Genomic DNA, 25587 nt, shown 5'->3' with positions numbered 1-25587 from the left:
GCACTGCCGGTGGAACAAGATTTGCTCCACACCGTTCAAGCTAAGCAATCCGTCGCGGCAGCAATGAAGCGCCACAGCGGAGTTCGCTTGGAGGTAATATGAGAAAGCAACTTTCCTCGGCCGCGACAGGCATCCTTCTGCTCGTTGGCGTCAGCGCCGCCGCCGCTCAGGACGTCATCATTCAACCCGAGCAGGATACTGTGATTCGGGAATACGTGAAAAAGAAACCGATGGCATCCGTCAGCCTTCTCGGCGTGGAGCTCAACATCGGCACAGCTCTGCCCGATACAGTCGAGCTTTACGAGGTGCCGGACGTTCAATACCGCTACGTCGTCGTCGATGGCCGAACCGTCCTGGTCGATCCAGGTACGCGCAAGATTGTGAAGGTCTACGACTGACACGAGCTCTTTGGACTGACGCCCGCCGTGCCGAAGTGCGCGGCGGGCTTGTTGTTTGGAACGAAGGCCAGCGCCGACGCGCTAACCGCGCGTTTTGGCGTTTGGAGTCTAGCGCGCTTTCCGACGGATTAGCGGCCAATTGGCGGATCGCCGATCCTACCCCATCCGCCAGCAGGTTTAATTTATTGAGGAAAGTAGTGGTACCGTTGGCTGGGATCGAACCAGCGACCTCCGGATCCACAATCCGGCGCTCTAACCATCTGAGCTACAACGGCACGTCTGCCCATTCTCCGGGCCCGCTCTGTCGTTCGGCGATGCGTCCATACGGGCTATCGGAGTCTAATTCAAGGCTTTTGGCCGCGCATGACCCCGAAAATCAGAATCGATTTTCGGAAAGGATCATGCACAAAATCCAAAGTCTTACAGCGTCCTTTGCGCGTCCAAGAGGACGCGCGGCGCTGTAAGCAAAGAGCGCTCCGGCATCGACATCCTATTTCGCCGGGCAAAGAAAAAGGCCGGCGGGAGGAGGTGCCGGCCTTTTCCTGTTACGAGCCAGCGGGAGGAGGTGCTGGCTGGTCACCCCGGAGAGCAGAGGGAGGAGGTTCCACCCGCCGGGTATTCGCTTGGCCACTATATCTCACATAATCCTGTTCGAAGAAATGCGACCTTTTGTTGCATCTTCGAAATATGCGCAAATATTAGGCGGCCTTGATTTCGCTCATCGCCTTCTCGAAGGCGGTCTTGATCGGCTTGGAGACGTCCTCGGCCGCCTTGGAAGCGACGGTCTGGAAATCCTTTGCCTGCTCGACGGTCATCTCGACGCGCTTACGCAGGAATGCGGTCTGCAGTTCAACGACCTCCGACAGCGACTTGGCGCCGATCAGCGCTTCGAAATGCGAAAAGCCGGCTTCGGTATTAGCGCGCAGAGCGGCGATGGTCTTGAGCGACAGGTCGTTGGAAACGGTCTTGGCGGTCTCAAAGGTCGACTCCAGAGCCTTCTGGGTCTCTTCGGCGCCGGTCTTCAGCTTGGCATAGGCCTCTTTCGACTGCTCGACGCCCTTTTCGGCGAAAGCGCGGATCTGGTCGGTGGCTTTGGAAGCGTCGAAGCTCGGGAATTCGACATTTTCAGCGGTCTTGGTCCTGGACATATTCCATCCTTTGCAGCGGCAGCGGCTTCGACAGAAAGCCGTCTCGTTCATGTATGATGGCAATATAAAGGCAAATTTTGTGCATTGCAATATCTTTGTTGCAGCGCACCATACAATTTCTCTCCCAACGTTAACCACGAGCCCAGAGATTCCGGCGGTTGCACGCTATGGCTTGTGGACCTTCGCGCCGTCGGCTTTTATTAACAAAGCGTTAACCGAAAACTGCCGCTCTGTGAGGGTTCCCAAAGCGCATGCCGTCCGAAAACTACTCCTTCCTCGACGTCGCCGTGCTCGACGCGGTCCGCCAGCGCTTTGCCGCCGGCGACGCGATCGCCCTTCTGTCGGCAGACCTCGAACAGGTGATCTGGGCCAACGGACCAGGGGCAGCGGAGTTCGGCTACCCCGACATCGAGGCCATCATCGGCGCCTCGACAGGCTTGCCGCTGATCGCCAGGCGCCAGATCATGGCGGCAAGCGGTTTTCCACAGATCGGCCGCGACCGCGCCATCACGGTACGGCTGGCAACCGGCCTGACCAGCCGCGCGGTTGGCTTTCTGGCCAGCGCGGTGACAATGCCTGACGGCGAAAACGCGATCATGCTAGCGGTGCCGGCGGCACAGACCGGCTCGCGCAGCGCTGCCGAGATCGCCGCACGGGCCATCAGCGGCTTTACCGAAGACGGTCATTACATCTCCTTCGTCGACGCCAAGGGCAACATCGAGGCCGCTTCCGACGGTTTTTCGGCGCTCGGCATCCTGCCCGAAACGCTGGCAGCGCTTGTGACCGATGTGGCGCACGAGAGCGACCGCATCGTCAAACGCCTCGTTCCAGGCGGCACCACTTCCTATCCGGCCGGCCTCGCCCGGCTGACGGACGAGCGGCACCTGCTGGTGGTGATCGACGAGGACCAGCTTGACTCCGAAGAGGCCTCTGCTGGCGAGCGCAGCGCTGGGATGGAAACCGCTACCGGTACGGCGGCGGCTGATGCCGCAGTCCCGCCAAAAGCAGAACAGGCCAACGCGCCGGCAACAGTCGTGAAGACGGATGCGGCAGCGCAGACAGTCCCGACAGCCGGCGAAGACACTTCGGTGTCGGCTGAGCATGAGATTGCCGATTCCATCGGGCCCGATTCGACCGGACCTGATTCAACCGCGCCTGATTCAACCGAGCAGGGTCCGGAAGCGGGCGGCGGAATGCCTCCACAGCATGACCATTGGTATTTCAGCGCCAGCGAGGATGAGGCGCAAAAGCGGGAACCGGATGCGTCCGGACATGTCGAGGCGGATGCTTCGGCGGAAAGTTCCGCACAGGATGCCATCAGGGCCGCCTCCCCGACTGAGCGTGCCATCCCCTCGATCGACCGCGCGGCGGCGCCCCTGCGTTTCGTCTGGCGCACCGACGCCGAAGGCAGGTTCAGTGCGCTGTCGCCGGAATTCGCGGAACTCGTCGGCAAGCCTGCCGCCGATGTGATCGGCCGGCGCTTCAGGGACGTCGCGGCCACCTTCGCCCTCGATGCGTCGGGCGAGATCGCCGGCCTGCTCGACCGACGCGACACCTGGTCCGGCCGCTCGGTGCTGTGGCCGGTTGCCGGCACCGATTTCAAGATACCCGTCGATCTGGCGGCGCTGCCTGTCTACGGCCGCAGCCGTGCCTTCGAGGGTTTTCGCGGCTTCGGCGTTGCCCGCACCAGCGATGCAGTGGTCGATCCCGAAGCGATCGGCATGGCGCTTGTCCCCAATGCCGAGGCTCCCGCAGCCGTCGAGCCGGAAGTCGCCAAAGCGCCTGACGAAACCGACCCGTTCCAGGGCGAGGTGCCGGCGCTGACCATCGTGCCGAAGCCGGAGCGGCGCTTTGCCGACAAGGTGATCCGGTTGGCCGAGCACAGGCAGCCGGCCAACGACAAAGGCCTGTCGACGCTGGAACGCAGTGCATTCCGTGAGATCGGCGAGCGGCTCAAGAAGGACAATCCCCCGACCGAACAGCCCGATGCTGCAATACCGGCAGAACCGGCTGCGGCGGACCTGACCGAAACCGATGTCGAAGACGAGAAGGATGTCGCAAGGCTCGACGGCGAGCAGCCGGAAACAACTGTGTCCGGCATCTCAGGCTCGCTGCTCGACTATGCCGACCGGGACTATGTCGCCGACAATAGCGACGGTGCGCCGGTTTCGGAGCCGGACAAGGCGGCGCAAGAGGTAGTCGAACCCACCGACACGGGCAGTCGATCGACCGCCGCCGAAGACGACGACAGCATGACGGCTGCCGATTTCCGTGACGCAGAAGACAACGAGGATTGGGCGCGGCCCGATGACGACGAAGCCCGTTCGTCAGCCGATGACATCGGCGATGCCGGCGACGTGGAGCCGGCGCCGATCGAGCGGCCGCGCCTGCCGGTGCCGCCGCTCAAGCTCGAAGGCTTCGTGCCATCGGCTTTTTCGGCCGCAGATGACAGCAAGGCTCCGGATATCTCGATCCTCGGCAAGCTGCCGGTGCCCCTGCTCATCCATTCCGGCGACGATCTTCACTATGCGAATGAGGAATTCCTCAGCCTGACCGGCTATGACACGCTCGACGATCTGGAGGATGCCGGTGGCCTCGGCGCGCTGTTTGCCGATCCTTACGACGACAGCGCCTCCGACGGGACTGATCACGCATTGCGGTTGAAAACGCATGACGGTCAGGAGTTCCCGATCGAGGCCATTCTGCGTTCGGTGCCGTGGCGTGGCGGCAAGGCGCTGATGCTGGTCGTGCGCCGTTCCGGCGACGACGAGGCAGCAGCTATTCCGCATGGCGCCGACGACCAGACGCAGCCGGACACTTCCGAGCTCAAGGCACGCATCGCCGAGATGCGCACCATCATCGACACCGCGACCGATGGCGTCGTGCTGATCGGCCGAGACGGAACGATCCGCTCGATCAGCCGACCGGCGGAAGCGCTGTTCGGTTTCGACAGCGACGAGGTGACCGGCAAGCCCTTCGTCTCGCTGTTCGCGATCGAAAGCCAGCGCGCCGCGCGAGACTATCTCGACGGATTGTCCGAGCCCGGCGTGGCTAGCGTGCTCAACGACGGCCGCGAGGTGATCGGACGCGAGGCGCAGGGGCGTTTCATTCCGCTGTTCATGACCATCGGCAGCCTGCCCAACGACAGCGGCTTCTGCGCGGTGGTGCGCGACATCACCCAGTGGAAGCGGGCCGAAGAGGACCTGACCCAGGCGCGCGCCGTGGCCGAGCGCGCCTCCTCGCAGAAGACCGACTTCCTCGCCCGCATAAGCCACGAGATCCGCACCCCGCTTAACGCCATCATCGGGTTTTCCGAGCTGATGGTCGACGAGAAATTCGGGCCGGTCGCCAATGACCGCTACCGCGACTATCTGCGTGACATCAACCGGTCGGGCAACCACGTGCTCGACCTGGTCAACGACCTGCTCGACATTTCGAAGATCGAGGCCGGCCAGCAGGAGATGGCCTATGAGGCGGTGTCGCTCAACGACACGCTGGCCGAGACGGTGGCGATGATGCAGCCGCAAGCCAACCGCGAACGTGTCATCATCCGCTCCAGCTTCGCCTCACGGCTGCCGGAAGTGGTGGCCGATCTGCGCAGCGTGCGCCAGATCGCGCTGAACATCCTGTCGAATGCCATCCGCTACACGCAGGCCGGCGGCCAGGTGATCGTATCGACAGCTTACGAGATCTCCGGCGACGTCGTGGTGCGCGTGCGCGACACCGGTATCGGCATGAGCCAGTCCGAGATCGAGCAGGCGCTCAAGCCGTTCAAGCAGATCAACGCGCTGAAGCGCGGGCGCGGCGACGGCACCGGTCTCGGGCTGCCGCTGACCAAGGCCATGGTCGAGGCGAACCGGGCCCGGTTCACCATCAACTCGACGCCCGGCGAGGGCACCCTGGTCGAAGTCGCTTTCCCGTCGACCCGCGTGCTCGCGGATTAGAGCGGCGGACTTTCAGTCGTCCGTGTCGCCGCTCTATCTTTTGTTTGAGCATCGGATTTTCCCAAAACCGGTCCCCACTTTTGGGTCCGGTGCTCTATCTTTTTGTTAGAGCACCGGATTGTCCCAAAACCGGTGCCCACTTTTGGGTCCGGTGCTCTATCTTTTTGTTTGAGCATAGGATTTTCCCAAAACCGGTGCCCACTTTTGGGTCCGATGCTCCAAAAGAAAGAAAAGGCGTCCAACAGGACGCCTTGAATGATTGGATTGCTGTTACAACGGGGGCTTGAGCGAATTCAGATCCTCTGGGGATTTAGAGGAACGGGATTTCTCCCTCAAGTTACGCACGACTATCGATGCCGGCCCTTAACAAAACCTTACCGGCGCCGCGAAAAATTTACCAATGTGTACCACTCATGAAATCTAGGTAAATTCGAGCGAGATATTTCGTTAACCATGCTCGGCTACCGTTTGAACGCGTGACGGTTCTCATGTCTTGGGGATTAGCTGAAGCGTCCATCGCTTCATCATCCTGGGGCGGAGCAAGGAGCGGAGCGACGCGGCGCAGACCCCAGGATCCATATGTGGACGGCGCCCTGCCTGCAACGGTCGTTCTGGGGTATTTTCGATCGCTTGCGTCCATATGTCCGGCCTTTGAATGCGGTCCTTGCGGCCGCTGGCCAAGGTGGGGTTCGCGACGCCCGTTCCAGTCATGTCAGCGGTTTCCGTTGGCCAACGGATCCCTCGGAGTTTCGCGCGCCACGGATCGATCGATCACGCCCATCTTCCTTCCGTTGCAAGAGCTTGTGTTGGGTGTTTCTCCGTTGCGGGCCTATGCGGGCATGTCGGCGCCGCGCTGAGCCGCGGTCAAGGCTGGCCGCAGGTCACTGCCGCAGGCGGCGCGCAGCGGCCTTGAGGGCGGCGAGGAAGGCGCCACCCCATCCGCCAGGCCGCAACGGTATGACTCGCCGGTGATCATCATCTTCCAGGCAATGCGCGCGGTCTTGTTGGCCAGCGCCACCGCCGCCAGCTTCGGCGGCTTGCGCGCAAGCAGCGCCGCCAGCCACGGCGAGCCCTTCGCGCGGCCGCGACGCACCTGTTGGATATGGGCCGTCGCGCCCACCACCAGGGCCTGTCGCAGCATCTCGTCGCCGGCCCGCGTGATCACCCCCAGCCGGTGCTTGCCGGCGGTCGAATGGTTCTTCGGCGTCAGCCCCAGCCACGCCGCGAAGTCGCGTCCCGATCCGAACGCTGCCGCATCGGTGACCTTGACCCCGAGCAGGCTCGCCACGACCGGCCCGACGCCGGGCATCTCTGCCAGCCGCTGTGCAGTCTCGTCCTTATGATGATGGGCCAGCAGCTTCTTGTCGATCGCAGCATATCGCGCGCACACCTGCCGGTATTCCTCGCCGAGCGTCTCAAGCAGCTCCTTTGCCAACACCGGCACCGTCGCATCGCCGGCAACGCGGGCCAGCAGCGGCTCGATGCGGGCAAGACCTTGCGCGGCCACCAATCCGAACTCGGCGGCATAGCCGCGGATCGCATTGGAAAGCTGCGTGCGCCGCCGCACCAGCTGTTCGCGCACCCCAAACAGCATCTGCGCCGCCTGCTGCTCGCAGCTCTTGATTCCAACAAAGCGTGTCCTGGGCCGGCTCATTGCCTCGCAGATCGCCTCGGCGTCAGCCGCGTCGTGTTTGCCGCGCCGCACATACGGCCTCACGTGCTGCGGCGCGATCAGCACCACTTCATGGCCCAGCGCCGACAGCGTCCGCCCCCAGTAGTGCGAACCGCCGCACGCCTCTAGCCCGATCCGTAGCGGCGCAAGCTTGGCGAAAAACGCGACTACCGCCCGCCGTTGCAACTTGCGTACCAACACAGGACGCTCGCAAGCGTCGACTCCATGCAGTTGAAAAACACTCTTGGACGTATCCATGCCAATGCGGATAAGCTGTTCCACGGACGGCTCCCTTGTTTGAGATCTCAATGAACTCATTCTGGCACATCGATGCCGTCGGGCGCCGTCCACCCCATCATGCCATGACAGCAGAGCGCTTGTAGCAGCGCAAAATTCTGCTCCGCTGCACTCTTCGGCTGAGCTTACGGCATGGATCCCCTGTCAAACTCACTCACTTCCAGGGACTAACTAATCGGCCAGTTCCGGCAGGTCTCGGAACAGCTCGAGCGCTTCGGGATTGGCCAGCGCCTCCTTGTTCTTGACAGCTCGGCCATGCACCATGTCGCGCACCGCGAGTTCGGTGATCTTGCCCGATTTGGTGCGTGGAATGTCGGCGACGGCGACGATTTTAGCCGGCACGTGGCGGGGGCTCGCGCCGCTGCGGATTTTCGCGCGGATGCGTTTTTCCAGCTCCGCGTCGAGTTGCACCCCCTCAGCCAGCCGCACGAACAGCACGACGCGCACGTCGTTGTCGAAATCCTGGCCGATGCACAGCGCCTCGAGGATCTCCGGCATCTGCTCGACCTGATTGTAGATCTCCGCCGTGCCGATCCGGACCCCGCCCGGATTGAGCGTCGCGTCGGAGCGGCCATGGATGATCAGGCCGCCATGAGCGGTCCATTCGGCGAAGTCCCCGTGGCACCAGACATTGTCGAAGCGCTCGAAATAGGCTGCGTGGTATTTCTTGCCTTCGGGATCGTTCCAGAAGCCGATCGGCATTGCCGGAAACGCCTTGGTGCAGACGAGCTCACCCTTCCCCTGCCTGAGCGGGTGGCCGTCGTCGTCCCAGACATCGACGGCGAGGCCGAGGCCAGGCCCCTGTATCTCTCCGGTCCATACCGGTTCGGTCGGCACGCCGAGCAGGAAGCAGGAGACGATATCGGTGCCGCCGGAGATCGAGGCGAGATGCACGTCCTTTTTGATGCCGTCATAGACGAAGCGGAAGTCCTCGGGCGACAGTGGCGAGCCGGTGGAGGAGATCGTGCGCACGCTGGAAAGATCATGCGTTTTGATCGGTCTGAGGCCGGCCTTGCGCACGGAATCGATGAATTTGGCCGAGGTGCCGAAATAGGTCATTTTCTCGGCGTCGGCGAAGTCGAACAGCACGTTGCCGTCGGGATAAAAGGGCGACCCGTCATAGAGCAGAAGGGTTGCGCCCGACGCCAGGCCGGACACTAGCCAGTTCCACATCATCCAGCCGCAGGTGGTGAAATAAAAGAAGCGGTCGCCGTCGAGCAGGCCGGCGTGGAGCCGTTCTTCCTTGACATGCTGGATCAGCGTTCCGCCGGCCGAATGGACGATGCATTTGGGGATGCCGGTCGTTCCGGAAGAATACAGGATGTAGAGCGGATGCGCGAACGGCAACCGTTCGAAGGTGACGGGCTTGGCGGCAAAGGATGAGAGCGCCTCGTCCAGCGCAGTCGCCTTCTCGATGGTCGCCGCCACATCGGTCGACGTGCCGAGATAATCGACGATCAGCACTTTGCCGGCGGTGGGGAGCTTTGCCGCAACCGTCGCGATCTTGTCGGCAACCTCGATCGCCTTGCCATTGTACCAGTAACCGTCGGGCGCGATGAAGACGACAGGCTCGATCTGGCCGAACCGGTCCAGCACGCCCTGTTCGCCGAAATCAGGAGAGCAGGACGACCAGACGGCGCCGATTGAGGCTGTCGCCAGCATTGCCGCAACCGTCTCCGGCATGTTGGGCATCATGGCGGCGATGCGGTCGCCCTCTTTCACCCCGAGCGACAGGAAAAGCTGCTGCAGCCGCGAGGTCAGCGCATGCAACTCATTCCAGGAGAGCCGGCGCTCGACCTTGTCCTCGCCGCGAAAGACGATGGCGTCACCGAGCTCGGTTTTCTTCAACAGGTTTTCCGCGAAGTTCAGCTTCGCGTCGGGAAAAAACACGGCGCCGGGCATCTTCTCGCCATCGACAAGCACGCGCTCGCCGCCACTGATCCCGCCATCGGTCCCCTTGTCGCCCACGATCCCGCAAAAGTCCCAGACCAGGTTCCAGAATGCCTCGCGATCGTCGATCGACCAACGATGTAGATCGGCGTAAGAGGAGAAATCCTTGCCGGTTGCGGCCGCGGCGGCCTGCATGAAGGCAGTCATCGGCGCGGCGTCGACCTGGTCTTTCGTCGGTGCCCAGAGCGGTGCGTCGCCGGCCATGATCGTCCCTCCTTGAAGCACGTCACGTTCGAAGAGTTCACGCGACGCGCTTTAGACTTTTGTTTTTATGCCTGTCGTTATCCCAAAAGGTTGCGCATTTTGGCGACGGATCGCTTATGCATATCGCGGCGCAGCAGAGCAAGATTTTGTTCGGCCGAGCGACGCGGATGTGCGCAAATGCCATCGCCGGGCCATAAAGACTTGAAATGCCTCAGCCCTAAGTCGTAGTGACGACTGGGGTTACACCCATCGGGCGATTTTGGTCGGAACGGAAGCATACGGGCGATATGTCATCACCTTTGATCCGGCGCGGAATATGGGCGATCGGCGTTGCCGTGCTCGTCATCGCGTTGGCCGTTGCCGCCCTGCCGCTCGTCGCCTCGACCCGCATTGTGCGCGACCGCATCGCCTGGGAAATGAGTGCGTGGAGCGGTTTCAGGGTCACCATCGACGGCGCTCCGCGGATCGAGGTCTGGCCGAATTTCCGAGCCATCTTGACCGACGTGACGCTTTCGCAATGGACAGAAACTGACGCCCCGCCGGTGATCGAGGCGGAACGGGTCGAGGTCAATCTCTCGGCCATGGCGGCATTGCGTGGCGACGTGGTGTTCTCGACGGCACGGCTGATCCGGCCGACGATCAGGGTTCAACGCGCAGCGCATGGGCTTTTCCTGCCCGCCCTGCCTTCAGGCGGGCGCATCACGCGTTCCATCGACATCGCCCGCGCCGTGGTCAGCGCCAATCCAGCCAAGCCGGACCTGAGCAAGCTGCCGGCAGATCCGTTCGGCACCATAGAGTTCAGGAACGGCCGCGTGGTGACCTCGGTCGATGGTAAGGACGCTGAGATACTGAGCAGCCTGAGTGGACAGGCGACCTGGGCCGCAATGAACAGCAATGCGACGCTGTCGGCGACCGGGATCTGGCGTGGCGAAAGCGTCGCCGTGGATGCCGCATCGTCGAACCCGCTGGTGCTGTTTGGGGGCGGTGCGGCGCCGATGACGCTTTCCTTCAAGGCGGCCCCTGCCAGTTTTTCCTTCGACGGCGTGGCCAGCATGTCCGAGAACGCCTATTTCGACGGCCAGGCGAAATTTGCCGCACCCTCACTCAGGCGCGTGCTCGAATGGTCGCGGGCCGGCATCGCGCCGGGCGCGGCAATCGGCTCGGTTTCCGTTTCCAGCAAGGTCACGGCGACCTCCGGCCGCATTAAATTCGAGAACACCGAGATCGCTCTGGACGATAATCCGGGAATGGGTGCGCTGGACTTTTCCTTTGGCGAGGCGCGGCCGGTGATCGCCGGTACGCTCGCCTTCGAGACGCTCGACTTGCGGTCGTTTCTCTCCGCCTTCACACCCCTGGCGCCTACGGACGGCGCTGGCCCCGGCGAAATCGACATAAGCGTCGCCGACCGGATCGATCTCGATCTCAGACTGTCGGCAGCGCAGGCCACCGCAGGCGCCATCCAGCTTGCCGACGTCGCCGCCGCCGCCCAGGTCAAGAACGGTCTTGCCGTCTTTGATATTTCCGATGCATCGGCCTTTGGCGGCAACATCCAGAGCAGTCTTCGTTTCGACCGCAAGCCGGGAGGCACGCAGGTCGAGATCAGGCTGCTCGCCTCCGACATCGATGGCGGGGCTTTTGGCACCGCAGCCGGAATGACGCGACTGGTGCCGATCGGCACGGGAACCGTTTCGGTCATCCTCAAGGGGCCGGGCAGCACCTGGGATTCCATTTTCGAAAACGCCGACGGCTCGGTTTCGGCGAAATTCGGCCAGGGCGCGTTGAGCCGGTTCAACCTGGAGGCGTTTCTCAAACACAACGAACAGGGCGGGTTCTTCGCGCTCGACGATGTCTCCGACGGAACGCTGCCGATCGACGGGGCCGAACTCAAGGCGAGCATTTCGAACGGTGTGGCGAAGATCGACAAGGCCGAAGCGAATTCAGCGAAGTACAAGATCTGGCTTTCCGGCATCGCCTCCTATGCCGGGCGCGGGCTGGCGCTGTCCGGCGGCATCATTCAGGCGGACCAGCCAGCCACGCAGACAAATAACCAGGGTCCCAACCAGTCTTCGTTCTTCGTCGGCGGAACGTGGAGCACGCCGTTCATTTCGCCGATAAGCCGCGGGGTTTCCGGCGAGTAGGCAACGAGGCTGCTACGGTCGTCGTCAGAAGTGCTTCCTGCCGGCTTTTGCTGCTGCCGCCCCTTTTCGTCACCCGCGCTGCGCGGCCTGCTCGTCGCGCTGGCGCTGCACCTCGCGACGCTTGTTGGCGAGCGACGCGATGATGACCCCGACCGCCACGACCGCGATCAGGATGGTGCAGGCGGCGTTGATCTCCGGCGTCACACCGAGACGAACCTGGCTGTAGATCTTCATCGGCAGCGTGGTGGCGCCGGGCCCTGAGGTGAAGCTGGCGATGACCAGATCGTCGAGCGACAATGTGAACGCCAGCATCCAGCCAGACACAATCGCCGGCATGATGACCGGCAGCGTGATCTGGAAGAAGGTCTTCACCGGCGGCGCGCCAAGATCCATCGCCGCCTCTTCCAGCGAGCGGTCGAACGTGATCAGGCGCGACTGCACGACGACGGCGACGAAGCACATGGTCAGGGTGATGTGGGCAAGCGTGACGGTGAGGAAGCCGCGGTCGAGCCCGACGGCGACGAAGAGCAGCAGCAGCGACAGGCCGGTGATGACTTCCGGCATGACTAGCGGCGCAAAGACCATGCCGGAAAACAGCATCCGGCCCTTGAAGCGCGTGTAGCGCGTCAAGGTGAGAGCCGCCAGCGTGCCGAGCACGGTCGCCACGGTGGCCGAGATGACGGCGACGCGGGCCGTTACCCAGGTGGCGTCCATGAGGCCCTGGTTGTGGAACAGCGAGACGTACCATTTGGTCGAGAAGCCGCCCCAGACGGTGACCAATTTCGACTCGTTGAAGGAAAAGACGACGAGCAGGACGATCGGCAGGTAAAGAAACGCAAAGCCCAGCACGATCGAAGTGATGTTGAAGCGGCTCCAGGTGGCGTTCATGGGCTACCGATCCTGTTCCTGGGCGCGGGCTTGGGCCCGCTGGAAGAGCATGATCGGCACGATCAGCAGCAACAGCAGGATGACGGCGACGGCCGACGACACCGGCCAGTCGCGATTGGCGAAGAACTCGTTCCACAGCGTCTTACCGATCATCAGGGTCTGCGATCCGCCGAGCAGGTCGGGAATGACGAACTCGCCGACGGCGGGAATAAACACCAGAAGGCAGCCGGCGATGACGCCGGGCAGCGACAGCGGAAAGGTAATCTTCCAGAAGGCGCTGGTCGGCGGGCAGCCGAGGTCCTTGGCCGCCTCGATCAGCGAATAATCCATTTTCTCGAGGGCGGAATAAAGCGGCAGCACCATGAACGGCAGATAGGAATAGACGATGCCGATGAAGATCGCGGTGTAGGTGTTGAGGATGATCAGCGGCTGGCTGATGACGCCGGTGGCGAGCAGCAGCTGGTTGAGCAGCCCCTCGGGCTTGAGGATGCCGATCCAGGCGTAGACGCGGATCAGGAACGAGGTCCAGAACGGCAGGATAACCAGCATCAGCAAGGTCGGGCGCAGCGTCGCCGGCGCGCGGGCCATGCCATAGGCGATCGGGTAGCCGACAAGCAATGTCAGCACCGTCGAAATGGCGGCGACGATGACGCTCGTCACATAGGCGTTGACGTAGAGCGCGTCCTGCGTCAGCCACACGTAATTATCGATGCTGAGCTGTTTCAGCTGAGCGAAAAAACCGGAAAGCCCATCGCCGAAGCCAAGTACCGGCGTGTAGGGCGGTATAGCGATCGCCGTCTGCGACAGCGAAATCTTGAAGACGATGACGAACGGAATGAGGAAGAAGAAGACCAGCCAGAGATACGGAATGATGATGACAAGACGGCCAACGAAGGCCTCTCCCAGTCTGGCCAGGGCGGATTTGCCCGCAGCGGCGGCCCGAGAGCTTGTTGCAGCGGTGACAGCGGCATTCGACATGACCGCCCCTATCGCGTCAGCACGACGCCGGCGTCCGGCCTGAACGATACCCAGGCACGGTCGTTCCAGCTCAGCGGATCCTCGGTGATGCGGGCCGCGTTCATCGTGCTGGCGCGCACCACGTGGCCGTCGTCCAGCCTGACGTGATAGACGGTCATGTCGCCGAGATAGGCGATATCGTAGACCTCGCCCTCGATGGCGTTGACGGCACCGGCCGGTCTCGTCGAGGATATCTTGATCTTCTCCGGCCTGATGGCGAAGGCGACGGGCGCGCCGGTGGCGGCATCGCCGGCATTCTCCGTCCGGATGGTGATGCCGTTGCCCGCGTCGATGCTTGCCGCGCCGGCCTCGCCATGCGCAATCTTGCCTTCGAACATGTTGACGTTGCCAACAAAGCCGGCGACGAAACGGGAGCCCGGCGCCTCGTAGACTTCCGCCGGCGTCGCCACCTGCATCACCTCGCCCTTGTCGATGATGGCGATACGGTCGGCCATGGTCATCGCCTCTTCCTGGTCGTGGGTGACGACGACGAAGGTAAGGCCGAGTGACTGCTGCAGATCCATCAGCTCGAATTGCGTTTCCTCGCGCAGCTTCTTGTCCAGCGCGCCCAACGGCTCGTCGAGCAGCAGGACCTTCGGCCGCTTGGCGACCGAGCGGGCAAGCGCCACGCGCTGGCGTTGGCCACCGGACAATTGGTGCGGCTTGCGCTTGGCGAACTGCTCGAGCTTGACCAGCTTCAGCATCTCTCCAACGCGCGCCGCGATCTCGGGCTTCGGCATGCCGTCCTGCTTGAGGCCGAAGGCGATGTTGTTCTCGACCGTCATATGCGGGAACAGCGCATAGGACTGGAACATCATGTTGACCGGCCGCCGGTATGGCGGGATGCCGCGCAGATCCTGGCCATCGAGCAGGATGCGGCCGGCGGTCGGCTCCTCGAAGCCGGCGAGCATCCGCAGAAGCGTCGATTTTCCACAGCCCGACGCCCCGAGCAGGGCAAAAAACTCGCGCTCGAATATGGTCAGCGACAAATTGTTGACGGCGGTGAAGTCACCGAACTTCTTGGTGACTTTGTCGAACTGGATGTATGGCTTGGCGTTCGGATCGTTCCACGGTGCGAAATCCCTGCGGATGCTGCCAAGCGATTTCATATCCCCACTCCGTCCTGCGTTCTATCCCCAGAAGACTTGACCCCGGCAGCACCTGCCGGGGTCTTGATTGTCGCTTACTGCCCGGTAACGATCTTGGTCCAGGTGCGGGTGACGACACGCTGGATCTTGGAATCGTAGGGGGCGATGGTGAACAGCTTCGCCAGCGTCGCCTCGTCCGGGTAGATCGCCGGATCCTCGAGTATCTCCTTGTCGATGAACTGCTGCGACGCCTTGTTGCCGTTGGCGTAAAAGACGTAGTTGCTCGACTTGGCGATCACTTCCGGCTTCATCATGTAGTTCAGGAATTCATGCGCCTCGGCGACATGCGGCGCGTCGGCCGGGATCGCCATCTGGTCGAACCACATTTCGGCACCTTCCTTAGGCACGGAATAGCTGATCTCGACGCCACGGTTGGCCTCCGTCGCACGGTCGCGCGCCTGGAACACGTCGCCCGACCAGCCGACGGCCAGGCAGATGTCGCCATTGGCCAGGGCGTTGATATATTCCGACGAGTGGAACTTGCGGATGTAAGGCCTGATCTTCAGCATCAGTTCTTCCGCCTTGGCGAAATCGTCCGGCGACGTGGTCTCGGGATCGATGCCCAGATATTTGAACGCGTTCGGGAGGATGTCGCTCGGAGAATCGAGGACATAGACGCCGCAGTCCTTCAGCTTGGCGAGCTTTTCCGGGTTGAAGAACACGACCCAGCTATCGATCTTGTCGGTGCCGAGCGCTTCCTGCACTTTCTTGACGTTATAGCCGAGGCCGACCGTGCCCCACATGTAGTTGATCGAATATTCGTTGCCGGGATCGTACTTGGCTGTGCGCTCCGAAACGATGTCCCACATGTTGGAAATGTTGGGCAGCTTCGACTTGTCGAGCTTCTGGAACACACCTGCCTGGATCTGGCGTGCGAGGAAATTGGCGGTCGGCACGACGACGTCGTAGCCGCTGCCGCCGGCAAGCAGTTTCGTCTCCAGGAGTTCGTTGGAATCGAAGGTATCATAGGTGACCTTGATGCCCGTTTCCTTGGTGAAATCCTCGATGATCGAGCTGTCGATGTAATCCGACCAGTTATAGACGTTGACGACGCGATCCTGGGCATGAGCGCCGAGGGTGAAAAGCGTCAGAAATGCCGAGGTCGCCGAAAGCCAGAACGCTTTGCGGGTCATGCGTGTCTCCTTTGATGAGTGTTCCATCGCCAGCTCGTCGCGGGGCTGCGCGGCTGGGCGTTTGCTTCAGATTATTGGGCTTTCCGACAAGCGACAAGCGCGAACCGCCGACACCTTGGTGGTTCGATGTGCAGTGGCCGAGCTCCCCATTCCTATGTCGTGATCCAGCTGGCATTCCGGCGCCGTCAAAGGCTCTCGCCACGGCGCGGGCAGGGATACGACGATGTTGTCCGGTCTCGGTCGGGCCGGAGGGGAGACTTGGCAAGATGAGCCTGTCTTGTTGTTGCCGTATTGGCAGCCTGCCCGCGCGGCTGCGCCATTGTCAATGGCTCATCTCGCTTTGGCGCGTGCGCTGAATCAATTAGGCGACGGCATGCCGGTGACACCCGGCCGCACGGGCCGCGCCTGACGCTTGAATTCGAGCCCGATATGGACGAGCAGCGCCGTGACCACGACCGTGCCGCCAATGATGGTGCGAACCGACGGCACCTCGGAATGGATGAGCCAGACCCAGATCGGGCCGAGGATCGGCTCGAAAGTGCCGAGCAGTGCTGCGACCGCCGCCGGAACAAGTCGGGCGCCGGTGGCGAAGAAGGCAAGGCCGAGACCCAGATTGACCACGCCGAATGCAAACAGGAAGCCCATGTCGCTGCTGGAAACGTCGAATTGCGATGCCTGGGACGCCGCGAATGCGGCGGCAAGCATCGTGCCGAGGCAGGTCGCCGGCGTCATGCGCACATGGGCAAAGCGTCGCGTGATGACGGTGGCGATCGAAAACATCACGGCGATGAGCAGCGCCAAGCCGTCGCCGATGGGCGAAACGGCGCCATCGAGCGATTCCGATACCATGATGGCAACGCCGGCAATGACGGCCGCAATCGCCACCCAGGTCGCCACGGCCACCCGTTCGCGAAACAGCGCCCAGGCAAACAGCGCCGCCAGGAGCGGCACGCCGGCCTGCATCAAAAGGATATTGGCGACCGTGGTGTAGGCAAGCGCCACGACGAATGAGGTCGATGCGGTGGCGAAGCAGAACGCCACGGCAAGGCCGGGCAGGCCCATGCCGCGGAACAACCTCACCGTGCCATGCCAGCCGTCGCGCCAGACCATGAAGCAGATCAGGAAGGCGGCGGCCCAGACCGAGCGCCAAAACACCACCGTCCAGCTGTCGGCGGCGTCGATGAAGCGGGCGATGGCGCCGCCGAAACTCCACATCAGCGCCGACAGGAATATCAACAGGAAGCCGACACGCTCCTCACGCGGCGAGACGGCAGGCGAAACGGCTGTCGGTGATGATGTATCGATCATGACTGCAACTGTCGGCGATTTCGGGGCAGCACGATGCATAGCGGACGACAGAAACGTGCGTTAATCGCGTAACGCAAAGACGAAGGTCGGGCGTGGTCCAGCGGACGGCGACGGTTGTGGCAAAGATGGCAGGTCGCCTGCCGGGGCGTCACTGAAAATCGAAGGCGCTCAGTCCGGTCACCATCTCGTCGAGGCCGAGCGGACGCGTCACCGGCGGCTCGGCGCGGGCCAGGCAGCCGATGCGTTCGCACAGCCGGCAGGCGGGGCCTATCGGCGTGGCCGGATTGGTGCCCTGTCCGGCTTTTCCGCTCGCTGCGGCAGCCGGTCCCGGCAGTGCCGCGCCATAGACGATCTCGTCACGAAAGCCGATGTCGCAGCCGAGCAGAAGTGCTGTGCGGCGTGGGCGTTCCGCAAACGCGCCCTGCGGCCCTTCGAGCGTGCGGGCGACGCACAGGAACTCGGCGCCATCAGGCATTTCCACCGCCTCGACGAAGATCTGACCGGGCTGGGCAAAGGCGGCATGGACAGGCAGCTTTGGACAGCCGCCGCCGAAGCGGCTCTGCGGAAAGCCCTGGCTGCCCGCCTTGCGGAAGCGGTTGCCGGCATTGTCGACCTCGAGCATGAAGAACGGCACGCCCGGCGTGCCCGGCCGCTGCAGCATGGTCAGGCGGTTCGCCGCCTGCTCGAAGGAGACGCCGAAACGCGAGCGCAGCACGTCGATGTCGTAACGGGCGCGTACCGCGGCTGCGTGAAAGGACTGATAGGGCATCATCAGCGCGTGGGCGGCGTAGCGGCCAAGCTCGAAGCGGGCGAGCCGGCGGGCCTCATCCGTGCTCAGCTTCAGCGCCTCGATCTCGCTTGCCACCGCGACCGTCATGCGGATCAGGCAGGCCTCCATCGCCACCTCGCGCAACTGGTCGAACGGCGACAGGCGCTCGGACAGAAACAGGCGTTGCGAGTGGCGGTCGTAGCGGCGGCGCCAGTTCGGCATGGTGGCGACCGGCAGCACCTTGACGACCATGCCGTATTCGCGCTTCAGCCAGGCCTTCAGCGCATTGAGCAGATCGTCGCCGGGATCGAGCACCGACGTGAACGCCTCGGCTTCCGCTTCGAGCGCGGCAAAATGGTTCGGCCGGCGCTCGAAAATCTCGTGCACCTCGTCGATTGGCAAGCGGGCGCTGGACAGTGCTGTCGCTTTGCCCTCACGCGCCAGAAGCTCGTTGAGGTCGGAAAGGCGCTCGGCCTGCTCGCGATAGGCGCGAAACAGTTTTATCACCGCGGCGGAAGCGTTGGGCGCCGCCTCGGCAAGCTCGATCAGCTCTTGGTCACCAGGCAATTCGCCGACCAGCAGCGGATCTGAAAACACTTCCTTCAAGGCGCCGACCGACCCCCTCGCCTCGCCCTGCAATTCATGCGGGTCGACCTTGTAGACGGATGCCAGCTTGAGGATCAGCTGGACCGTCAGCGGCCGCTGGTTGCGCTCGATGAGATTGAGGTAGGACGGCGAGATGCCGAGCCCTTCGGCCATCGCCGTCTGGGTCAGGCCCTTGGCGCTGCGGATGCGGCGGATACGCGGCCCGGCGAAGATCTTCTGATCGGCCACTCGACTGTCCTTGACAGAAATTTACATGACTTCTGCACGGCGATGACCATGCCGGCGTTTTACAATCACGACAAATTTACAGCGCCTAGCTGTCAAACACAACACAGGTTTTCTCTTATTTTCCTGCCAATCTTCTGGTTTTCCTCGCCTGTTTCGCGCTGAAATGTAAATGCTGTCACACCAAAACGGCGCCTAACTCTCCATGAGGCGGCGTTTCCATCCAGCAGCGATTTACCCGGAGTGACCAAATGACCGATTTTTACAACCTCGTCCCCTCGGCGCCGGAAGGCCGCTTCGACGGCATCGAGCGGCCCTATTCTCCGGACGACGTGAAGCGGCTGCGCGGTTCGGTCCAGATCCGGCAGAGCCTCGCCGAAATGGGCGCCAACCGGCTCTGGAAGCTCATCCATGAAGAGGACTTCGTCAACGCGCTTGGCGCCATGTCGGGCAATCAGGCGATGCAGCAGGTCCGGGCCGGGCTGAAGGCGATCTACCTGTCTGGATGGCAGGTCGCCGCCGATGCCAACACCGCATCCGCCATGTATCCGGACCAGTCGCTTTATCCTGCCAATGCGGCGCCCGAACTGGTCAAGCGCATCAACCGCACCCTGCAGCGCGCCGACCAGATCGAGACTTCCGAAGGCAAGGGGCTTTCCGTCGACACCTGGTTCGCGCCTGTTGTCGCCGATGCGGAAGCCGGCTTCGGCGGACCGCTCAATGCCTTCGAGATCATGAAGGCCTTCATCGAGGCGGGTGCCGCCGGCGTCCACTACGAGGACCAGCTGGCGTCGGAGAAGAAATGCGGCCATCTCGGCGGCAAGGTGCTGATCCCGACCGCCGCACACATCCGCAACCTCAACGCCGCGCGACTTGCCGCCGACGTCATGGGCACGCCGACGCTGGTCGTCGCGCGCACCGACGCGGAAGCGGCAAAGCTGCTCACCTCCGACATCGACGAGCGCGACCAGCCCTTCGTCGACTATGGCGCCGGCCGTACCGTGGAGGGCTTCTATCACGTCAGGAACGGCATCGAGCCTTGCATCGCGCGGGCCGTCGCCTACGCGCCCTACGCCGACCTGATCTGGTGCGAAACCTCCAAGCCCGATCTGGCGCAGGCCAAGAAGTTCGCCGAGGGCGTGCACAGGCACCATCCCGGCAAGCTTCTCGCCTATAATTGCTCCCCGTCTTTCAACTGGAAGAAGAACCTCGACGACGCCACGATCGCCAGGTTCCAGAAGGAACTCGGCGCCATGGGCTACAAGTTCCAGTTCATCACGCTGGCCGGTTTCCACCAGCTCAATTTCGGCATGTTCGAACTCGCCCGCGGCTACAAGGCGCGGCAGATGGCGGCTTATTCCGAGCTGCAGGAGGCTGAATTCGCGGCGGAAGCCCACGGCTACACCGCGACCAAGCACCAGCGCGAAGTCGGCACCGGCTATTTCGACGCCGTGTCGATGGCGATCACCGGTGGCCGGTCTTCGACCACGGCCATGCATGAATCGACCGAGCACGCCCAGTTCAAACCGGCGGCGGAATAGCCGCAACGCAGCAAAATAGAGGAACGCCCCAAAAGGGGTATAAAGGAGAAGACCAATGGCATCGATAAGCCGCGTCAAGGAACGGGCCGAAGAACAGGCCACCACCATGACCGTCGACCAGCAAGCGACTATCCGCATGCTGGCGAACGACCTGCACAGGCTCAACCAGTCGGTGATGAAGGCGGTCGAGGCCGGTGTGTCGGTGGAGCTCGTGCGCTCGGCACGGCACCATGGCGGCGACGGCAACTGGGGCGACCTGCTGATCCCGGTGATCGTCACCCAGCGGAGCCTCGGCTGACTGAAATCCGGCCAAAGCCTGTCGGTGGATCCGGCATCACCTGCGCAGTCCCTGCGCAGGTGATTTGCGTTTGCACGATCAGTTCCCATATGAGCAAGAACAGAACTTGCTTTAAATTTTAACGTTTCTTGCGATATTCTGGCTATCCGCCATTTCAGCCTGACACAGGCAGGGACCTCACCGCAATTGTTTCTAAAGTTTCAACCCTGCATTGAAACCAGACGAGTGCCCCCACGCTCATGCGCCCCATGAACCGCGATCCCAGGACCGTAAGCCACCTGACTTTGGGGAGCCGGAATGTGGACCCCGAGATGCTCACGGAGTTCATCCGCGTGCTCGTCGTCGGGAGGTCGCCGGTCAACAGGGTGGTGGTTTCGAAAATCGTCGAACGATCCGGGCTCAAACCGATTTCGGAATCGCCCGAGACGGCAGCAACGACGTTGCGATCGCTCATTCCCGGAGCTGTCGTCCTCGATGGCGGAGCGGACAACAAGGACTGCGACGCGCTGATGTCCGGTATCGACGCGCTGCGACGCACCTCGGGCAGGTCGCTTCCCTCCGTGATCCTGCTTTCGACCAAGAACGGCACACCGGAGAGCCTCGGCCTGTCGAGCGTTGTCGATGCGGTTGTCGTCAAACCGATCACGACCGAACGGCTGCAGCCAGTGATCGACCATTTGATCGGGCTCGCACGCAGCTAGCCGGCGTCCGATCCGGCTTACACGCCTTTCCTCGCTTCTTGCGATCGAATCTGAATATTTATGTCAGTACGCGACCGCTCGGTGCCGCCTGACAATGAGCCCCGCTACGTCTCCTTTTGCAATTGCGACGCATCTGGGATAGCACCTTCGAACAAATCCGCAGGCATGTTCCGACTTCGCGACATGGCTGTCGATATCGGCGGATCATGACATGTCCTCAGAACAGACCATCGCCGCGCTTTGCAGGAAACTCGGACTGCGCATCACCGGTCCGCGCCGCGTCATCATGCGCGTTCTATCCGAATCCAGCGACCATCCGGATGTGGTGGAACTCCATCGCCGTGTTGTCGCCATCGAGCCGACGATCGCGCTCGCCACTGTCTATCGCACCGTCAGCCTTCTGCGCGAAAAGGGCATTCTGGAGCGGCACACCTTTGGCGATCGGCGCGCCAGATACGAAACCGTCCCCCGTGAGCATCACGATCATCTCATCAATATCGAGACGGGAGACGTCGTCGAATTCCAGTCGTCGGAGATCGAGCGGCTCCAAGAGGAAATCGCTCGACAGCACGGATTCACGATCATCAGCCACAGACTGGAGATCTACGTGAAGCCGATCCAGAAAACGCGACGCTCTCGTCAATCCGGAGAATGACCGCCCATTTCTAGCGTTCCTCGCCAATCTCCATTCGGCTCGCTTTGAGTGTGGTAACGGCGAAGGCCATGATGAAGGCGGCGGACAGCATGAGAACGATGGTCGGCGCCGGTGCGCTGTCGATGAAGAAGGACAGATAGACGCCGAGAAACGACGCGGCGACCGCGATCGCCACCGACAGGATCACCATGGCGCTGAACCTCCTCGTCAGCAGGAAGGCGATGGCGCCAGGCGCGATCAGCATGGCGATGGCCATGATGATGCCGACCGCCTTCAGCGCGCCGACGATGGTGAGCGAGATCAGGCAAAGCAGACCGTAGTGGAGCACGTTGACCCGAAGACCAACCGCGCGAGCCTGAGCCGGGTCGAAGGCGTGCAGCAGGAAGTCGCGCCATTTGATCCCGATGATGCCGGCCGTGATCGCAGCAATGAGCCCCGTTTCGACGATGTCGCGCAAGCCGATGCCCAGCACGTCGCCGAACAATATGTGGTCGAGATGCACGTCGGACTGGATCTTTACATAGAGCACTAGGCCGAGACCGAACATGCCGGAGAAGACGATGCCCATTATCGTGTCCTGCATAATGCGGCTGTTATCCTTGAGGAAGCCGGTGGCGAGAGCGCAGACCATCCCGGCGGCGAAGGCACCGACCGAATAAGGAAATCCAACGATGTAGGCAATGACCACCCCGGGAAAGACGGCGTGGCTGATGGCGTCGCCCATCAGCGACCAGCCCTTGAGAACGAGGAAGCAGGAGAGCAGCGCCGTCGGCACAGCGACCAGAACCGAAACAATCAGGGCATTGACCATGAAGCCGAACTGGAAGGGGGCAAGCAGCGTATCGAGGACGCTCATGGGCTGGCCTCCAAGACCCGCGCCGCGCGGCGGCGGGCTGCCAGCATTCCATGCTTGGGAGCGAAGAAGAAGGCGGCGAGAAAGATCAGCGTCTGCAGGACGACGATGATGCCGCCGGTGGCGCCGTCGAGGAAATAGCTGGCATAGGCGCCGCTGAAACTCGTGGTCGCGCCGATGACAACCGCGATGACGAGCAGGCGCGGAAAGCGGTCCGTCAGAAGATAGGCGGTCGCGCCGGGAGTCACCACCATGCAGATGACGAGGAAGGCGCCGACGGTCTGAAGCGCGGCGACCGTGGAGGCCGATAGCAGCATGAAGAACATGATCTTGAGCGCGGTCGGGTTGAGGCCGATCGAGCGGGCATGGCTCTCGTCGAAGAAAACCACCATCAGATCCTTCCATTTCACCAGCAGGATGGCGAGCGAGACAAAGCCTATGATGGCGAGCTGAAGCGTATCTTCCGGGGTGATCGCCAAGATGTTGCCGAGCACGATCGTTTGAATATTCACGGAGGTCGGCGACAGCGACACCATGAACAAGCCGAGGCCGAAGAATGAGGAGAAGATCAGGCCGATGATGGCGTCTTCCTTCAGCTTGGTGCGCTGGTTGAGGAAGAGCATCGCCGCAGCGGCTAGCCCGCCGGAGAAGAAGGCCCCGATCGAGAAGGGAAGGCCCAGCATATAGGCGCCGGCGACGCCCGGCACGATCGAATGCGAGAGCGCGTCACCGATCAGCGACCAGCCTTTCAGCATCAGATAGCAGGACAGGAAGGCGCAGACACCGCCGACCAAGGCGGACACCCACATGGCATTGAGCATATATTCGTAGCCGAACGGCTCGAGCAGGACACTCATTCGTCCGGTTCCCGCATCTTCTGCTGCATGGCTCCGTTCTCTCCGTAGAAGACCAGTGGCCGTTCGTCGTCGGTAATGACGGCAAGGCGGCGCTTGTCGTCGTCCTCGTGCAGACCGGCGCCGCCCAGCACGAAATGACGCAAGACGCCGCCGAAAGCCTTTTCCAGGTTCGCCTGCGTGAAGGTCTGGCGTGTCGGCCCGTAGGCAAGGACCGTGTTCCGGAGCAGCACGGCACGGTCGCAGAACTCCGGCACGCTACCCAGATTATGCGTCGAGACCAGCATCACCCGGCCTTCGCGCCGGAGCGCGCGCAGCAGTTCGACGATGGCGTCCTCGGTCCTGACGTCGACGCCGGTGAAGGGCTCGTCGAGCAGGATGACGCGCCCGTCCTGCGCCAGCGCCCGCGCGAGAAAGACGCGCTTCTTCTGCCCGCCCGAAAGCTCGCCGATCTGGCGCTTGCGGAAATCGCCCATGCCGACACGCGCAAGCGCTGATGTAACCGCCTCGCGATCAGCCGCCTTCGGAAGGCGCATCATACCCATATGGCCGTAGCGACCCATCATGACGACGTCCTCGACCAGTACTGGAAAGTTCCAGTCGACCTCCTCGGCCTGCGGCACATAGGCGATGACGTTCTTCCTCAGCGCGGCCGCGGCCGGCTGTCCGAGAACAAAAATCTCTCCCTTTGCCAGCCGCACGAAGCCCATGATGGCTTTGAACAGCGTCGACTTGCCCGAGCCGTTGACACCGACAAGTGCCGTGATCGTGCCTATCGGAATTTCAAAACTCGCATCCCGCAGCGCCGTGTGGCCGTTGCGGTAGGTGACGGTAGCGCCGCGGACGGCGAGACCGCCTCCCGCATCCTCGGACGCTAGGGCAAGAGGCGGAACGGCTTCGTTCATTGCGACAGCCCTGCGGCGAGGCCTTTTTGAACCGTATCCGATGTCACCCGCAGCAGGTCGATATAGGTCGGCACCGGGCCGTCCGCCTCGCTAAGAGAATCGACGTAGAGCACGCCGCCGTAATGCACCCCTGTCTCGCGCGCGACCTGCCGGGCCGGCTTGTCCGACACGGTGCTTTCGCTGAAGACGGCGACGATCTTGTTTTCCCTGACGGCGTCGATCACCTTGCGAACCTGCTGCGGGGTGCCCTGCTGGTCAGCGTTGATCGGCCACAAATAAAGCTCCTTCAGCTCGAAATCGCGTGCGAGGTAGGAGAAAGCGCCTTCGCTCGACACCAGCCAACGCCTGTCCTGAGGGATCGAGGCGAGCTTATCGCGGATCGGCGCGACGGCCGCCTCTATCTTTGCCTTGTAGGCTTCTGCATTGGCCTTGTAGGTCTCGGCATGTGCCGGATCGTGCTCGACGAAGGCGTCGCGGATGTTGTCGACGTAGATCAGCGCGTTGGTCGGGGACATCCAGGCATGCGGGTTCGGTTTGCCCGTATAGGGTCCCTCGGCGATGCTCATCGGCTGGACGCCCTCGGAGACGATAGCGCCGGGCACGTCGCTAAGGTTCTGGAAGAATTTTTCGAACCAGAGCTCGAGGTTGAGCCCGTTCCACAGAATGAGCTTTGCGCCCTGCGCCCGCTGAATGTCGCCCGGCGTCGGCGCGTAATTGTGGATCTCCGCTCCCGGCTTGGTGATCGATTCCACGATTGCTGCGTCGCCCGCCACGTTCTTCGCCATGTCGGCGATGACGGTGAAGGTCGTCACGGCCTTGAATTTTTCCTGCGCTTTCGCTGGGCTTGAAGCCACTGCCGCAGCGAAAACCGCAGCCATCAACCCGACGACAACCCGTCGTCCGTATCTCTCGATCATCAATTTCTCCTGTCGCGA

The 25587-nt window shown here is 62.4% G+C and carries 19 protein-coding genes, 1 tRNA gene and 1 pseudogene; 7 read left to right on the top strand and 14 right to left on the bottom strand.

The annotated features are described in order from the left end of the window. The first annotated feature begins 98 nt into the window (after window positions 1–98). A complete protein-coding gene (locus NKH12_RS08630; protein WP_352952712.1) occupies window positions 99–398 on the top strand; it encodes a DUF1236 domain-containing protein in 300 nt (99 codons plus the stop codon). 198 nt (window positions 399–596) lie between these two features. Here NKH12_RS08630 and NKH12_RS08625 read toward each other — a convergent pair. Together NKH12_RS08625 and NKH12_RS08620 are read right to left on the bottom strand one after the other, a co-directional pair. Beyond that, window positions 597–673: transfer RNA gene (locus tag NKH12_RS08625), tRNA-His, on the bottom strand. Between the two features lie 423 nt (window positions 674–1096). Next, complete coding sequence (locus tag NKH12_RS08620) at window positions 1097–1546, bottom strand: phasin (protein ID WP_352952711.1); 450 nt, start codon at window positions 1544–1546, stop codon at window positions 1097–1099. Between the two features lie 251 nt (window positions 1547–1797). On the opposite strand from NKH12_RS08620, the gene NKH12_RS08615 reads away from it, so the two are divergent. Then, on the top strand, window positions 1798–5490 hold the full coding sequence (locus NKH12_RS08615) for a PAS domain S-box protein (RefSeq protein ID WP_352952710.1): 3693 nt from the start codon (window positions 1798–1800) through the stop codon (window positions 5488–5490). Between the two features lie 919 nt (window positions 5491–6409). Here NKH12_RS08615 and NKH12_RS08610 read toward each other — a convergent pair. Together NKH12_RS08610 and NKH12_RS08605 are read right to left on the bottom strand one after the other, a co-directional pair. Then, window positions 6410–7444, bottom strand: a pseudogene (locus tag NKH12_RS08610) (IS110 family RNA-guided transposase); the annotation flags it as partial. A 186-nt stretch (window positions 7445–7630) separates the two neighbouring features. Then, window positions 7631–9613 carry an acetoacetate--CoA ligase gene (locus NKH12_RS08605; RefSeq protein WP_352952709.1) on the bottom strand — a complete coding sequence of 661 codons (1983 nt, stop codon included), beginning with the start codon at window positions 9611–9613 and terminating at the stop codon, window positions 7631–7633. Window positions 9614–9900: 287 nt separating this feature from the next. Between NKH12_RS08605 and NKH12_RS08600 the strand changes: the two genes are divergently transcribed. Then, entirely contained in the window at window positions 9901–11751 is a 1851-nt protein-coding gene (locus NKH12_RS08600; RefSeq protein ID WP_352952708.1) for an AsmA family protein, read from the top strand. Between the two features lie 69 nt (window positions 11752–11820). On the opposite strand, the gene NKH12_RS08595 is transcribed toward NKH12_RS08600, so the two are convergent. The 6 genes from NKH12_RS08595 to NKH12_RS08570 all read right to left on the bottom strand — a co-directional run bounded on the left by NKH12_RS08595 (window position 11821) and on the right by NKH12_RS08570 (window position 18848). Beyond that, window positions 11821–12639: an ABC transporter permease gene (locus tag NKH12_RS08595; protein WP_352952707.1), complete on the bottom strand. Its 819-nt coding sequence runs from the start codon at window positions 12637–12639 to the stop codon at window positions 11821–11823. Window positions 12640–12642: 3 nt separating this feature from the next. After that, window positions 12643–13617 carry an ABC transporter permease subunit gene (locus tag NKH12_RS08590; protein ID WP_352952706.1) on the bottom strand — a complete coding sequence of 325 codons (975 nt, stop codon included), beginning with the start codon at window positions 13615–13617 and terminating at the stop codon, window positions 12643–12645. Window positions 13618–13625: 8 nt separating this feature from the next. Continuing rightward, entirely contained in the window at window positions 13626–14765 is a 1140-nt protein-coding gene (locus tag NKH12_RS08585; protein ID WP_352952705.1) for an ABC transporter ATP-binding protein, read from the bottom strand. 74 nt (window positions 14766–14839) lie between these two features. Then, window positions 14840–15937, bottom strand: a complete 1098-nt coding sequence (locus tag NKH12_RS08580) for a polyamine ABC transporter substrate-binding protein (protein WP_352952704.1) — start codon at window positions 15935–15937, stop codon at window positions 14840–14842. Between the two features lie 357 nt (window positions 15938–16294). Continuing rightward, on the bottom strand, window positions 16295–17245 hold the full coding sequence (locus NKH12_RS08575; protein WP_352952703.1) for a DMT family transporter: 951 nt from the start codon (window positions 17243–17245) through the stop codon (window positions 16295–16297). 148 nt (window positions 17246–17393) lie between these two features. Beyond that, window positions 17394–18848: a helix-turn-helix domain-containing protein gene (locus NKH12_RS08570; RefSeq protein WP_352952702.1), complete on the bottom strand. Its 1455-nt coding sequence runs from the start codon at window positions 18846–18848 to the stop codon at window positions 17394–17396. Between the two features lie 248 nt (window positions 18849–19096). Between NKH12_RS08570 and aceA the strand changes: the two genes are divergently transcribed. The 4 genes from aceA to NKH12_RS08550 all read left to right on the top strand — a co-directional run bounded on the left by aceA (window position 19097) and on the right by NKH12_RS08550 (window position 22040). After that, window positions 19097–20386, top strand: a complete 1290-nt coding sequence (gene aceA / locus NKH12_RS08565; RefSeq protein ID WP_352952701.1) for an isocitrate lyase — start codon at window positions 19097–19099, stop codon at window positions 20384–20386. 55 nt (window positions 20387–20441) lie between these two features. Beyond that, window positions 20442–20684, top strand: a complete 243-nt coding sequence (locus NKH12_RS08560) for an SMc00767 family acetate metabolism repressor (RefSeq protein ID WP_077379645.1) — start codon at window positions 20442–20444, stop codon at window positions 20682–20684. Window positions 20685–20995: 311 nt separating this feature from the next. Continuing rightward, on the top strand, window positions 20996–21385 hold the full coding sequence (locus tag NKH12_RS08555; protein ID WP_502910767.1) for a response regulator: 390 nt from the start codon (window positions 20996–20998) through the stop codon (window positions 21383–21385). Window positions 21386–21596: 211 nt separating this feature from the next. Continuing rightward, a complete protein-coding gene (locus tag NKH12_RS08550) occupies window positions 21597–22040 on the top strand; it encodes a Fur family transcriptional regulator (protein WP_029348428.1) in 444 nt (147 codons plus the stop codon). Window positions 22041–22050: 10 nt separating this feature from the next. Here the strand turns inward: NKH12_RS08550 and NKH12_RS08545 are convergent, their stop codons facing one another. The 4 genes from NKH12_RS08545 to NKH12_RS08530 are packed head-to-tail and all read right to left on the bottom strand — an operon-like array spanning window position 22051 to window position 25530. After that, window positions 22051–22896 (bottom strand): metal ABC transporter permease, encoded by an 846-nt coding sequence (locus tag NKH12_RS08545; RefSeq protein ID WP_352952699.1) that lies wholly within the window; start codon window positions 22894–22896, stop codon window positions 22051–22053. Beyond that, on the bottom strand, window positions 22893–23750 hold the full coding sequence (gene sitC, locus NKH12_RS08540; RefSeq protein WP_352952698.1) for an iron/manganese ABC transporter permease subunit SitC: 858 nt from the start codon (window positions 23748–23750) through the stop codon (window positions 22893–22895). The genes NKH12_RS08545 and sitC overlap by 4 nt, the downstream gene beginning before the upstream one ends. Then, entirely contained in the window at window positions 23747–24652 is a 906-nt protein-coding gene (locus NKH12_RS08535; RefSeq protein WP_352952697.1) for a manganese/iron ABC transporter ATP-binding protein, read from the bottom strand. Before NKH12_RS08535 ends, sitC begins: the two co-directional genes overlap by 4 nt. Further along, the gene (locus NKH12_RS08530; RefSeq protein ID WP_502910766.1) at window positions 24649–25530 is read right to left on the bottom strand and encodes a metal ABC transporter substrate-binding protein; all 882 of its coding nucleotides are present in this window, start codon (window positions 25528–25530) and stop codon (window positions 24649–24651) included. Before NKH12_RS08530 ends, NKH12_RS08535 begins: the two co-directional genes overlap by 4 nt. Window positions 25531–25587: the final 57 nt, after the last annotated feature.

The organism is Mesorhizobium sp. M1322 (assembly GCF_040318085.1).
Classification (GTDB): Bacteria; Pseudomonadota; Alphaproteobacteria; order Rhizobiales; family Rhizobiaceae; genus Mesorhizobium.
Note: the sequence above shows the minus strand (reverse complement) of the source record. Positions and strands in the feature narration are given on the sequence as shown.